General features: G+C 45.2%; 10 protein-coding genes. 3 read left to right on the top strand and 7 right to left on the bottom strand.

Annotation, left to right across the window (positions count from 1 at the left end; translation table 11 throughout):
• The first annotated feature begins 84 nt into the window (after positions 1-84).
• Positions 85-1,647, top strand: coding sequence for an alanine/glycine:cation symporter family protein (locus ACRBG0_RS10375; protein WP_431486828.1), 1,563 nt, complete (start codon positions 85-87; stop codon positions 1,645-1,647).
• Between the two features lie 323 nt (positions 1,648-1,970).
• Here the strand turns inward: ACRBG0_RS10375 and ACRBG0_RS10380 are convergent, their stop codons facing one another.
• Genes ACRBG0_RS10380 through ACRBG0_RS10390 form a run of 3 tightly spaced genes read right to left on the bottom strand, consistent with a single transcriptional unit; the run spans position 1,971 to position 5,419 of the window.
• Positions 1,971-3,095, bottom strand: coding sequence for a hypothetical protein (locus ACRBG0_RS10380; protein ID WP_431486829.1), 1,125 nt, complete (start codon positions 3,093-3,095; stop codon positions 1,971-1,973).
• A 36-nt stretch (positions 3,096-3,131) separates the two neighbouring features.
• Positions 3,132-4,253, bottom strand: a complete 1,122-nt coding sequence (locus tag ACRBG0_RS10385) for a hypothetical protein (RefSeq protein WP_431486830.1) — start codon at positions 4,251-4,253, stop codon at positions 3,132-3,134.
• A gap of 41 nt (positions 4,254-4,294) precedes the next feature.
• On the bottom strand, positions 4,295-5,419 hold the full coding sequence (locus ACRBG0_RS10390; protein WP_431486831.1) for a hypothetical protein: 1,125 nt from the start codon (positions 5,417-5,419) through the stop codon (positions 4,295-4,297).
• A gap of 127 nt (positions 5,420-5,546) precedes the next feature.
• On the opposite strand from ACRBG0_RS10390, the gene ACRBG0_RS10395 reads away from it, so the two are divergent.
• Entirely contained in the window at positions 5,547-6,113 is a 567-nt protein-coding gene (locus tag ACRBG0_RS10395) for a Uma2 family endonuclease (protein ID WP_431486832.1), read from the top strand.
• Here the strand turns inward: ACRBG0_RS10395 and ACRBG0_RS10400 are convergent.
• Both ACRBG0_RS10400 and ACRBG0_RS10405 read right to left on the bottom strand, forming a co-directional pair.
• Positions 6,110-7,732: a S8/S53 family peptidase gene (locus ACRBG0_RS10400; RefSeq protein WP_431486833.1), complete on the bottom strand. Its 1,623-nt coding sequence runs from the start codon at positions 7,730-7,732 to the stop codon at positions 6,110-6,112. The two genes, ACRBG0_RS10395 and ACRBG0_RS10400, sit on opposite strands and share 4 nt — an antisense overlap.
• A gap of 57 nt (positions 7,733-7,789) precedes the next feature.
• Entirely contained in the window at positions 7,790-8,578 is a 789-nt protein-coding gene (locus tag ACRBG0_RS10405) for a helical backbone metal receptor (protein ID WP_431486834.1), read from the bottom strand.
• Between the two features lie 53 nt (positions 8,579-8,631).
• On the opposite strand from ACRBG0_RS10405, the gene ACRBG0_RS10410 reads away from it, so the two are divergent.
• Positions 8,632-10,941 carry an acyl-CoA dehydrogenase gene (locus ACRBG0_RS10410; protein WP_431486835.1) on the top strand — a complete coding sequence of 770 codons (2,310 nt, stop codon included), beginning with the start codon at positions 8,632-8,634 and terminating at the stop codon, positions 10,939-10,941.
• Between the two features lie 253 nt (positions 10,942-11,194).
• Here the strand turns inward: ACRBG0_RS10410 and ACRBG0_RS10415 are convergent, their stop codons facing one another.
• Together ACRBG0_RS10415 and ACRBG0_RS10420 are read right to left on the bottom strand one after the other, a co-directional pair.
• Positions 11,195-12,064, bottom strand: a complete 870-nt coding sequence (locus ACRBG0_RS10415; protein ID WP_431486836.1) for a DUF6252 family protein — start codon at positions 12,062-12,064, stop codon at positions 11,195-11,197.
• 238 nt (positions 12,065-12,302) lie between these two features.
• Positions 12,303-12,827 carry a SixA phosphatase family protein gene (locus ACRBG0_RS10420; protein WP_431486837.1) on the bottom strand — a complete coding sequence of 175 codons (525 nt, stop codon included), beginning with the start codon at positions 12,825-12,827 and terminating at the stop codon, positions 12,303-12,305.
• Between the last annotated feature and the right edge of the window lie 23 nt (positions 12,828-12,850).

Consider the following 12,850-nt stretch of genomic DNA (forward strand, 5'->3'; position numbering starts at 1 on the left):
CAATACCTTCCCGAACGTTTTAACAATCCTGGGGTGCCATTTATGGTGTCCCCTCTGAAATAATTTGAATTAGAAAAACCACAGATGAAGAAGACTGTACTCGCATTACTCGCTACCCTCGTACTCCCGCTGCTAAGCTTTGCACAGGAGGCCAATGGTGAAGCTGCACTGACGATTGACGAAAAAATCAATTCCTTTTTTGAACCCATTACTAAAGCAATAGAATCCGTTGTTTTCGTTTCTATTCCTTTAGGAGAGAAGCTCAGCATTCCATTTGTACTTATATGGCTGGTCGTTGGCGCATTAGTATTTACCATTTACATGGGCTTTATTCAATTTAAAGCTTTTGGCCATGCGCTTGATGTCGTTCGCGGCAAATTTGATGATCCCAATGATCCCGGAGAAGTTTCGCACTTCCAGGCACTCACAGCGGCACTATCCGGTACCGTTGGTGTAGGTAATATTGCCGGCGTAGCCTTTGCTGTAGCCATTGGTGGCCCTGGTGCTACCTTCTGGATGATTCTGGCTGGACTATTAGGTATGGCTTCCAAATTTACAGAATGTACTTTAGGTGTAATGTACCGCAATGTCAACGCTGATGGCAGCGTATCTGGTGGGCCTATGTATTACCTGGAAAAAGGATTTAAAGAAAAAGGAGGCTCCTGGCCAATTATCGGTAAGGTACTTGCTGTTCTGTTTGCTATCGCCTGTATCGGAGGTAGTTTCGGTGGTGGCAACATGGTACAAATCAACCAAGCTACCCTTCAGCTTGCTGAAATCACCGGAGGAGAAAACAGCATTTTCTACAACAATGGCTGGATTTTCGGTGCCATTATGGCTGTTGTTGTTGGTGTTGTTATCATTGGTGGTATCAAGTCAATTGCTAAAGTAACCGATAAGATTGTTCCTTTCATGGTAGGTATCTACGTCTTGGGAGCAATTATCGTTTTAGGTTATCACTTTGCTGATATTCCTGCTGCTTTTGGCACCATTTTCTCTAGCGCTTTCAGTGGTGATGCACTCTATGGTGGTTTGATTGGCGTCCTTATCCAAGGTTTCCGTCGTGCAGCATTCTCCAACGAAGCCGGTGTAGGTTCTGCATCTATTGCTCACTCTGCAGTAAAGACCGATGAGCCAGTGAGTGAAGGTATCGTTGCATTGCTTGAGCCTTTCATTGACACCGTAGTAATTTGTACCATGACGGCTTTGGTCATTATTGTTACCAACTATGGTGGCGCAGGTGCAGAAGCTTCTTTCCACGGTCGTGAAGTAGTGGGTGACATCGGCCTTACCTCTGCAGCTTTTGAATCTGTAATCAGCTGGTTCCCTGCTGTACTTGGTGTGGCAGTAATCCTGTTCGCACTTTCTACCATGATCTCATGGTCGTACTACGGCCTCAAGTCTTGGACCTACCTTTTTGGCGAAAGCAAAACCAATGAAATTATCTACAAAGTACTATTCTGTGGCTTTGTGATCGTAGGTTCTGCCATTTCTGCAAAAGCAGTATTTGACTTTGGAGACGCAATGATCTTTGCCATGTGTTTCCCTAACGTCTTCGGCCTTTATGTCTTGATGCCTAACGTAAAGCGGGCATTCAACGATTATATGGCACGCATCAAATCCGGCGAAATTAAGCGGGTTGACTAAGCGTCTGTAATGAAAAAACGGCTAGTCGGGAATTGCTCCTGGCTAGCCGTTTTTTTTGTGGGTGGATGTTGCCTTTGGAATAAATTCACCAATTTGAAGACCTGTTAACCATTCTTTTGGTTTGGCTCTAAATTTTTGATCACCTGACTGCTTTGGGGCCATGCCATTACTGGCGTTGCTGCGCAAACGCCACTACGGCACCGGGCTGTCGGTCGCTACCGCTCCTGCCCATCCCTTGTCCTTGCCCGCTCCGCGCCCCGAGCTCCGGCCTCACGGCCTGCGCGCTAATACTAAAACTGTACAAAAAATAGCGGACAAAAAATTCAACGCTTAATCAAATACAGGCCATTGTTCACCGACATACAAAACCAGTCCGTACCATCATCCAATGCTGCGTCGTAACCACGGACTTGGCAGTCTACAACATAATGAGGCTGCCCATTATTCACCGCCTCACTCAGGGAGATCACACGCTGTCGCTGTCGTTCTGTATTCCGATCAAAAACCACCAGCTCCCACTTCTCTCCTGGGTAAGCATTCAGCGCATAAAGCATCGCATGAACAGATGGATATCCCGTACGCACCTCCTTTTCATCGTCTAGCTGATAACTTTTTCCTACCAACCTCCCAGAGGCAGACTGCTCAATATCAGAGAATACATTCGACAGAAAAATCTTCAAAGGTTCAGCTCCTGTAAAGTAACTTTCAGGAGGTAGCTTAAGGTAAATGGTATTATCCTCCATCATCGAGGGGGCTTCCGTTTGGGTTATTATCACTGTTTTCCTAAGATTAGAACGCTGGTCAATCCCAAACGCCTCTTTTCCGCAGTCAGGCAACATGATGAAAGCAGAGGCCTCATCCAAAAGCATATTCCCATTGGTAAAAAAAGCAGGATCATCTTTTGGGTAGCAAGCCTCCAGTGTTATCACCGAATAGCTCGCCATCTCTGGCTTGATAATAAATGTATACACTTGCCAGTCCTCGTGATTAATGATTGGAGATTCTGCCAATAATTCTTCCCTCCCACACTGGCCTACCCCGCCCCAAATTTTAAGCCGCGTAGGATTATTATAACGGGCAGGCGTCTTTCTTGTCCTACTCACTGAATAATAAGTACCCGATTTCGCTACAGCGAGACTAAATTGATAACATTGACCTTGTTTCAATACCTCCGTCAGGTAAGTACATGCCGATTCTGTAGTATTATTATCTCGCGTCACCATACCCATATAAGAGTTCCCCTCGTATGGAACGGTCGATACCTGGAAAGCCGCCACTGGCCCTGTATCAGGAGGAGACTCATTTACAGGTCCACAGTTCATCCAACTGGGTGGAATCGTACTAAATTTGGGTTCCCCTTCAAAGCCAGGGTTCAGCATCGTAATCACTTGGCCAGAGAGCACAAATGTGGCAAGGACGGCAGTTGTCAGTAAAAAAGCGCGTAACATAAATAAGAGTTGATAATGAATAATTTCAATTCACCCCTACAGCATCCGGAGGTACAAACCATTGGCCATAGATCTGTAGAACCAGCCTGTATCATCATCCAAAGCAGTATCATAACCAGTAACTTGACAGTCAAAGATATAGCTAAACAGCCAATCATCCATCACTGCTTTCAGGGAAGTTACCCGTTGTTGTTGGCGTTCTTTATCCTGATCAAACACCACTAATTCCCACTCCTCGCCAGGGTAAGCATTCAATGCATAAGCTAGTGCGTGGGTGGCTGGATAGCCGCTGCGCAGTTCCTTTTCTCCCTCTACCTGATAAAATTCCTCCACCAATTCCCCCTTAGCATTAAACTCTATCTCAGCAAATACATTTGATATAAAACCTTTCAATGACTCGGGGCCAGAAAAGTAGTCCAGGCTCGGTAATATTAAATTAAGCGTGTTATCCTCTCGCACCGAAAAGACTTTTGCTGGGGTAGTTGTCACCTCTTTTGCAATATTGGTATCCTCTTGAATACCATATGCTTCTGCACCACAGTCAGGTAAAAACACAAACGCAGAAGCATCATCTAACAATAGATTGCCATTGGTAGGAAAAAGAATATTCTCTTCGTAGAACACTTCAAATACGATATTAGAATAGCTCTCTTCTAATGGTGATAAGATAAAGGTATAAACAGCCCATAGCCCACGGTCAGAAACAGAAGATGTAGCCAGTAATTCGCTCCTTTCACAAAGGTCATTGCCGCCCCAGATTCTCAGACGAGTTGGTGCAATAAAATTTGCGGGCACATTCTTTTCGCGGCTCACGGAATAGTAACTCAAGGAACGAGCTAAAGAAATACTAAAAGCATAACATTTCCCCTTTTCCAAAGGCTGGCTAAGTGTTGTTCCTACTCCTTCCCAAGTATCATTATCCCTGGTCACTAAACCAAGGTAGGTATTGCCCTCATAAGCAGGTAGGTTTACTTGAAACGTAAGTTCGGGTTGAATATCAGGGGGACTTTCTCCAGGTGGTCCACAATTAGTCCAAAACCGAGGTACGTGGCTATGCCTAGGCATATCCTCAAATCCAGGGTTCAGCATCGTAATCACTTGCCCAGAGAGCAAAAATGTGGCCAAGAGAGCCGTTGTCAGTAAAGAAGCGCGTAACATAAATACAATTTGATTATCAATAATTTCTATTTATTTATTTTTTATAGCGAACGAAGATACAAGCCATTGGCCACTGACATACAGAACCAGGACACCCCATCGTGTTTTTCTGCATCGTAAGCACTTACGGCCAAACTGATATTACCAACACCTGCCAATTGTCGGCCAAGCTCAAGTACCCGCATATCACTTCCCAATCCATCATCAGCATAGACCACCAACTCCCATTTCCTACCAGGGTAAAACTGTAGCCCATGCTGCAAAGCATACCAAGCTGGATGGCCATTACGAACTTGTTGTTCGCCAGCCAGCTGAAATTGGCGGATAGCCAGTTGGTTACTATCATCAAAAGCTAGGTCATTTAAAGCATTGGCAGCAAAAGAACGGAGTGTTTCTTCATTATTGAAATAAGTAGCCGTCGGTAATTTTAGCGCAACTATTTCTGAATTGGAACGACTGTCCCTTGTATTATCGTCAGAAATATTAACCACTTCCGAAGTTGTTGACAATTCCGGCATCGTAAACCCTTCCAATTCACAATTGGGCAAGCGGTCAAAGGCCGAGGCGGCATCTAACAACAAATTACCATTTGTAGCTTTCAGAATATTGTCTGGATAATACACTTCCAAAATGATCGACGCGTAACTGTTCTGCTGTGGTTTTAAAATAAAGGTATACAACCGCCAGTCTTCATGCTCAACAAGCGGTGATTCGGCCAATAACTCTTCTTGTCGGCAATTGCCATTAGAACCCCAGATTCTTAGGCGGGCAGGGTCGGTATAGTTGGCAGGGCGGCCAGTAGCTCTACTCATCGACATATAGGTCGTAGAACGTGCCAGTGCAAGACTAAAACGATAACAAACATTAGCCTCCAAGGGCGAGGTGAGGTTGGCAGCTACGGACTCCCAGGTTTCATTGTCACGCGTCACTAAACCCAGGTAGGTATTGCCTGCGTAAGGGCGATAATTCACTCCAAACATAGGCGATCTTTCAGGAAAAACATCAGGAGGTGATTCTCCCCGTGTACCACAATTGATCCAATGCTTTGGAGTAGTACTGTGAGCAGGAGTATCCTCAAAACTCGGATTCCGTAAGCTGATGCGCTGAGCATTGAGGTTCGAAAAAACAAAAATTGACAGAAAAAGTAAGGCTACAAGATTTTTCATGAGCTGCGTATTTTGTCCTAAAAATAAAGCTTATCAACCACTCCTCCTTGGAAAATCGATAAAAACAAATTCATTGAAGTATGGGTCAGAACTTGAGAAAGTAATCCTATTTGCTTAATTTTGAAAAATGACGAAGCAGATTTATCCAGGAGTAGCAACACACTCATTTTCCGTTGAAGATTATCATCGGATGATAGAGACGGGTATTATCACCACCGATCATAATGTTGAATTATTGGATGGTCAAATAGTACGTATGAGCCCTATTGAAAGATTTCACGCTGCCTGTGTGAATCGCTTGAATCATTTTTTTTCCGCAATTGTTACTGATGATCTGCTTATTAGTGTTCAAAACCCTGTCCTTCTCAACGAAAATTCAGAACCTGAACCTGATCTTGCTATTCTAAAATTCAAAACAGACTTCTACGCATCAGGGCATCCTCAGCCCCAGGATATTTTAGTACTTATTGAAGTCGCCGATTCTTCTTTAGAAAAAGACCAAGAAATCAAACTTCCGCTTTACGCATTGGCAAAAATACCAGAGGTATGGATTATTGACTTAGCAAAGGAACGCGTAATTGTCTATCAAGAACCCCTGGAAGAAGGATTCAAAAAGATGCACTCATTTAATGGTGAAGAAAAAATAATGACTGATTTGCCTATATCCATCACAGCAAAAGATATACTGGGTTAAAGCACAATCACCCTTTCCGTCACCCATTCTCCTCCTCGGCCAAAATTTAGAAAATAGACCCCGGCGGGTAGCGGGGCGGTATCAATCGTAAAAACACGTAAGCCCCCCTCTCCTACTTCCTCTTCTTGATGTTGTACCAACTGACCGAGTGCATTGTAGATTTCTGCGCGATAGGTTCCATTTTCCGGGGCATCATAATTAACGGTCAGGTTCCCTTGCACTGGATTAGGGTAGACTTTATTGATCGCCAAAGGCTCCAATTGATTGCTGTAGGTGGCAATTAACTGTTCCATGGCGATGCCCAGGTTGAGGCGACGACCGCTAAGGGTGCGATTTTCCAAAGAAGGGAGTAAATCCCCGCTTTGTACAAGTAGATCTTTAACGAGGCGAGCAGTCGCTGCCGGTTGGTTAATAGCGTTTACTTCCAAGCCCACAACAGGGCCGCTATACATAAGGGCGATGGCCCCGGTCACATGCGGTGTAGCGGCGCTATTACCACCAAAAACGCCGTAGCTATTCCCTGGTTTTGTCGTAAAAGTCCCTTCCCCTGGCGCACCAATATCTACCGAAGTCTCGCCATAAGCAGAGTTGTTATACAGATTATCATCTTCATCCGTATTACAAGAAATCAGTAAATAATCAGATGCACAAGTCGCTGGCATATCTCCTACACTATCTACGTTGTACCGGCTATTATCAACACCAGCACTGGACAGAATACCAACTTCCCCCAAAAGGTCATACATACTGCCCCAAACGGGCTGTTGATCACACCAGATTCGTCCTTGACCAAAGCTATTGTTGGTCGTTACGACAAATGAACCTGAGGCACCATTGGACTCATTAAAACGCTGACGTTGATCGATCACATATTCATAGGCACTTACCAGATCGGCAACACTACTAAAACTAAAAAGCATCAGGTCAACATCCCAATTGACACCGCTAACGCCGATGCCATTATCTCCTTGAGCACCAATGATAGACGCTGTTGACAAACCATGATTTCCAGGTGCTATATTGGGTGTATCTGAATAATAATCCCAGCCCATGAGATCGTCTACATAACCATTGCCATCGTTATCAATACCATCACCAGGAACCTCAGCAGGATTTACCCAAAGGTTGGACGCAAGGTCTTCATGGCTTATCTCAAAACCACTATCCATAACGGCTACTACAATGTTTGTTCCTCCTTCGGTAGTACCTCCAGTGGTATGGGCCCAGGCTGAAGGTGCATTAATAACATCCATATCCCATTGCCTAAAAAACTGATTATCATCTGGTTCAGTACGAAAATCTACAACATAATTATATTGTACAGCATCTACAGATGCTAAGTTCTGTACTTCTAAAAGTACTTTTTCCGAAGCAACTTGACTTTCATCAAATGCCAATAAAATCAATGGGTGGCGAATTCCTAGCTCCTTAACCATACTCAAAGAACTGGTTCCTCCATCTTGTAAAAGGTTTTCTTTGACCCAATCCTCGACATTGGTGTTATCTGTCAATCGAACGATGAGTTCTCCTCTAATTCGATCCGGGTGATCAATTTGTGCTGACAAAGAAAAAAGGGTAGTAACCAATAATAGTGTAGTGAAAAAGCGCTTCGTATCCATGTGGTAAAATTCAATACTTAATTTATAGTCTGCCAAAAAAACGTCAGAGATGGCAATTCAATTTGCTTCTCGCAAAATACGGAAATAGTCTGCCGAACGCAACAGGCGGCTACCATACCAGGAAAACATTTCGCCGTCTACAAGACGAATTTTCGCATTTGGACACACCACTGACAATTCAGCCAAGTGTTTCTCCTTAAAAGGAAATGGTTCAGAGGAGAGTAATATCCATTCAGGATCAGCAGCAGCTAGTTCCTCCATAGTAACTTCTGGATAGCGATTTTGATGACCAAAAACATTTTCAAAGCCTGCAACTTCCAGCATCGCCTGGATAAAAGTATCTCCACCACTGGCCATATAAGGCTTCCGCCAAATCAGATAAGCACAAGAGCGGATGGAAAAACTTCTTAAATCAGCAAAAGAGGCTTTTATCTTTAGCATTAAATCCCCTACCAAGGTCCTTGTGTCCGTTGCTTCGCCTATACCGGTGATCATATTCAAAGCAGTTGGTAAATCAACAACTTTACTCACCCATACAGGAAAATCGACAGCTAGCGCTTCTACTTGTTCGCGGTCATTTTCTTCTTGATTGGCAATAATAAGATCAGGCTTTAAGCTACGAATACGGTCGAGGTGCAGCTGCTTTGTTCCACCAATTATTGTTTTCTCTTGCCTCCAAGAGGAGGGGTGAACACAAAACTTGGTTATACCTACCACGCTATCCCCCAATCCAAGATCAGCCAATAGCTCCGTCTGCGAAGGCACCAAGGATACAATCCGCTGTGGAGGATACACGGTTAAACTAACCGTTCGCCCCAATTGATCCAACAACAACTTTTTATTCATGACAACAAAAGTACGTTCCTACTCCTTATATTGGAAAGAAATTCCCTAACCAGATGAGCCGTAACCCCCAAGTCAAATTATCTTTTTCTCCCGGTATTCGAGTAATGATCCCCTTATTGTATGCTGCCTGGTCTGACCGAGTACTTACGCCATCGGAAGTAAAAACGCTCCAGGAAGAAGCTGCCCAGCTCAATTTCTTAACAGACAAAGACAAGGTGCAGCTATTGCAATGGAGTAATCCGCGGCGGCCACCTGCCCGAGATTTATTCAAATTCTGGGAAATAAGTTGCCAAGAAGCCGCGACCCAACTACAAGGTGATGCGCAAAACCTGGTCAGTTTGGGGCTTATGTTGGCAGAAGAAAACACGACTCGCCCCAGCTGGTTAAATGAGCAAGATGAAAAGCATCTGCAACAGCTCGAACAATCACTTGGGCAACTCAATGTTGCTACTTTCCGCAACCTGTTCCTTCCTGACACCAGCGTAGTACATCAAGAAGAGACTGACAAAGCTACCTTCTCTGTAAGTGAACTCGCCGCCCTACTCGATGGTGATTTTGCGGCTACCAAAGCCCAAACACTCACCATTCTCCAAGATCCTGAGTTCCAGCTAAGACATATCCCCGTTAAGGAAGACCACCGCGAACAGGTTCTACAATGGTGCCAACTCCTGGCCAACCAAGGCATGGGTGCCCTCTCCTACCCTGAAGCACAAGGCGGAAAAGGCGATATGGGCCTCTACGCTGCTGTTTTTGAAACGCTCGGTTATCACAGCCTCAGCTTGTCGATCAAATTTGGGGTGCAGTTTGGACTTTGGGGAGGTAGCGTGCTCAACCTAGGCACCGAAAAGCACCACACCAAGTACTTACGGACTACCGGCACACTGGAACTAGCCGGATGTTTTGCGATGACCGAAACTGGCCACGGTTCAAATGTACGTGGCTTGGAAACTACCGCCACCTACGATTCTACCACAGATGAACTCATTGTTCATAGTCCTCGCGAAGAAGCGGGTAAAGAATACATTGGTAACGCGCTGCACAGCCGGGTAGCCAGCGTTTTTGCTCAGCTGATTGTGAATGGCGAAAACCATGGCGTTCATGCCATCGTCGTCCCTCTTCGGGATGAGCAGCACGAATTGCTACCGGGCATTCGTGTGATGGACAATGGCTACAAACTAGGATTAAACGGCGTAGATAATGGCCGAATCTGGTTTGATCAAATACGTGTACCTCGCGAGAACCTATTGGATCGCTTTGGAAAAATAACGGATGAGGGGCAGTACACTAGTCCCATCGAAAACCCGTCAAGGCGCTTCTTTACCATGTTGGGCACACTGGTTGGCGGACGAGTTTGTGTCCCAAGGGCAGGATTGAGTGCCACCAAAAAAGCACTCGCCATCGCCATTCGTTACGCTGCCCAACGGCGTCAGTTTGCACCGTCTGCGATGGCTGCCGAAACGCCGATTTTGGACTACCCTAGTCACCAACGGCGACTTTTGCCTTTGCTGGCAAAGACATACGCTTTGCAGTTTGGTTTAGACCACCTGGCTCATCGCTACCTACATCGGGAAGAAGGAGAAATGCGTGAAATAGAAACGCTAGCAGCAGGTATGAAGTCCTACGCGACATGGTTTACGACCGCCGCCATCCAGGAATGTCGTGAAGCATGTGGAGGGAAAGGCTATCTCGCCGAAAATCAATTTGCCGCACTCAAAGGGGATACCGACATTTTCACCACCTTCGAAGGTGACAATACCGTATTGATGCAGCTTGTAGCCAAGGGCTTGCTGACCGACTACAAACAGTCTTTCCATGAAGATGGCAACATGGCCATCTTGAGGATGCTAGGCCAAAGGGTCAACACGGCCTTCTCCGAGACCAACCCCTTTGCCATCCGCAATACCGACGAAGGCCACTTGCGTAGTACTGAATTTCAATTAGCGGCTTTCCAATTCCGTGAGAGACGACTGCTTTTCTCCCTCGCTCAGCGTCTGCGCGGCCACATCAAAGAGGGTAAAAGCGCCTACGAGGCTGGCCTTATTTGTCAGACCCATATGCTGGCCTTGGCCGAAGCCTTTGTCGAACGTATAACCCTGGAAGCTACCGCTAAAGCCGTAAGTGAGGCGGAAGGAACTTCTATTTACAATATCCTTCGCAAACTGCGTTCACTTTACGCTCTGCATACGATTGAAAAACACGCGGCCTGGTACCTGGAACAAGATTACCTTGCAGGCACTAAAAGTAAAGCCATCCGTAAGCAGGTAGATCAACTCTGTGGCGAACTCCGTCCCGAAGCGGTAGCGCTGGTGGAAGCTTTTGGCATTCCGGAGTCACTTATTGCAGCGCCGATTGTTATGGATTAGACGGGCTGTTCTCACTTTGAAAATAATTGTCCACAGAGGCTCCGAAATTATTCCTAGGCAAAAGAAACATGAGTCATCCCGAATTTTGATTGTCATCAAAAACCGTGCTGACCAACCGAAAAACCTCACGTTATAATTAGAAACGAAACCCCATGATTTCTATTAGTGAAATCATGGGGTTTCGTACAAATAGTCAGATAAATCACTCTTTTCAGCTATTTAATGACTAGTCACTGGTTATAGATGGGGCAAATTAGTAGGCCAAGCTAAATTCTCCATTGGTCAAACTTACCGTATTGGTGCCCGTTCCACCATCGTCAGCAGCCTCAAAATCGAATGTTCCGCTAATCGTCTTATTCGCAAGATCATGTGAACTTATCGTCAATGTTCCACTAGTAGCACCGTAGGTCACAAGTGTTGGATTATTGATATTGTAAAGCCCGGTCACTGTACCAAACAGCTGAAATGAATAAGTCCCTGCACTGATATCCTCTGGTAAACTAAAACCAACGGTTTGATCAACGGCTTGATCACTAGCAGAAATACTTAGCCGCCCAAAAGATACGCCTCCTGTTACAGAAACGGCGGTCCAGGGTTGGCCATCTATGTCAACGCTTAGCATACTATCATCAGTCGGGTTTAGTGTTTCAGTATAGGTGATATCCGTAAATACACCATCGGTAATATCTACTTCCGATTGATCTACAGCACGAAAACAGAGCGACTCAAAAGTACCACTGATGAGCATATTCGCAGTATCTACACTGGTAATTACAACATTACCACCTGCTTGGGCACTGCCATTAGAGGTGTGTGCAGTAGCTCCCGTACTTTCGGTATAGGCGATAGCAGACAGAGAGCCTTGATTGAGTTGAAAAGAAGTAGCTTCTAACGTAGGATAATCGAGTGAAATAACGATGGTCATGTCATCAGTAGAGGTGCCAGCTATTCCCATTCGACTTTGCTGATAGGAGCCTGCGGGCATCTCTGCTTCCCAGCTTTCACCGTTGACAGTAGCGGTCATCGTGCCACTTATAGAAGGGCCGTCATCTTCATTACAACCAAGAAATAATAGAGAAGTCGTACACAGCAAAAGCAGTGTTAAAAATAGATTGTTTCGCATTATAAGAGCGCTTTTATTTAAAAATCAAATCCTTCAATAAGCGTTTCAGTAATGAAACTTATTGCCTGTGGGTTCTTGTATTTTATGTTAAATTTCTAAAGAGCGTTGTACTTGCTGGTACTCGTACGGTCTTAAAATACAAGAAGCCACTCAAGCAGAGCTTGGTGACTTCTTATCTTTCGAACAACTTGCTCCATGAGGCCCAACGACGCTCTTCGATGCCCTCAACAAAACGAGCCTAATACTTCAAACACATGGTCTTGTGTTTCCCGACCAATGGCAAGGTTACCATCATAATATTTCCATATTCTGATTCATCAAAAGCAGGATAAGCCTGGGTGCCATCTAGCAATCCAGCCAAGGTAGGCGTCGTATTGGAGTGCCCTACCACCAGTACCGTTTTACCTTGATATTCCTTTTGCAACTTTTTGGCGAAAGCCGGTAAATCACTTGGATCGTAATCCATAACAGGGAGGCCTTTTGAAACAGCTACAGGATCAGCCGTAAGTTCGGTACGACGGTACTTGGTGCTAAATACAGCATCTAGCGGTACTGCCTCCAATAGATCAGCAAGTTGACGGGCGCGCAATTGCCCTTCAGAAGTAAGGCCAGGATTATCGCCCGCCTCTTTTTCCGCGTGACGCACTAAAAAGACCGTCAAAGGTTCAGTCGTCGCTACCTCCGATTGAGGACTAGGCTGAGCAGGCGTCTGGCAAGAAACCGTACTCAATAGAAATAAACAGCAGATGGTCCAGCGAATCATAATATGGTTGTTTTTTTGGTTGA

It is taken from the genome of Lewinella sp. (assembly GCF_050633125.1).
Lineage (GTDB): Bacteria > Bacteroidota > Bacteroidia > Chitinophagales > Saprospiraceae > Lewinella.

Coding starts and splice junctions, on each gene's coding strand:
- ACRBG0_RS10375 (WP_431486828.1), top strand. CDS start 85: ATGAAGAAGACTGTACTCGCATTACTCGCTACCCTCGTACTCCCGCTG.
- ACRBG0_RS10380 (WP_431486829.1), bottom strand. CDS start 3,095: ATGTTACGCGCTTTTTTACTGACAACTGCCGTCCTTGCCACATTTGTG.
- ACRBG0_RS10385 (WP_431486830.1), bottom strand. CDS start 4,253: ATGTTACGCGCTTCTTTACTGACAACGGCTCTCTTGGCCACATTTTTG.
- ACRBG0_RS10390 (WP_431486831.1), bottom strand. CDS start 5,419: ATGAAAAATCTTGTAGCCTTACTTTTTCTGTCAATTTTTGTTTTTTCG.
- ACRBG0_RS10395 (WP_431486832.1), top strand. CDS start 5,547: ATGACGAAGCAGATTTATCCAGGAGTAGCAACACACTCATTTTCCGTT.
- ACRBG0_RS10400 (WP_431486833.1), bottom strand. CDS start 7,732: ATGGATACGAAGCGCTTTTTCACTACACTATTATTGGTTACTACCCTT.
- ACRBG0_RS10405 (WP_431486834.1), bottom strand. CDS start 8,578: ATGAATAAAAAGTTGTTGTTGGATCAATTGGGGCGAACGGTTAGTTTA.
- ACRBG0_RS10410 (WP_431486835.1), top strand. CDS start 8,632: ATGAGCCGTAACCCCCAAGTCAAATTATCTTTTTCTCCCGGTATTCGA.
- ACRBG0_RS10415 (WP_431486836.1), bottom strand. CDS start 12,064: ATGCGAAACAATCTATTTTTAACACTGCTTTTGCTGTGTACGACTTCT.
- ACRBG0_RS10420 (WP_431486837.1), bottom strand. CDS start 12,827: ATGATTCGCTGGACCATCTGCTGTTTATTTCTATTGAGTACGGTTTCT.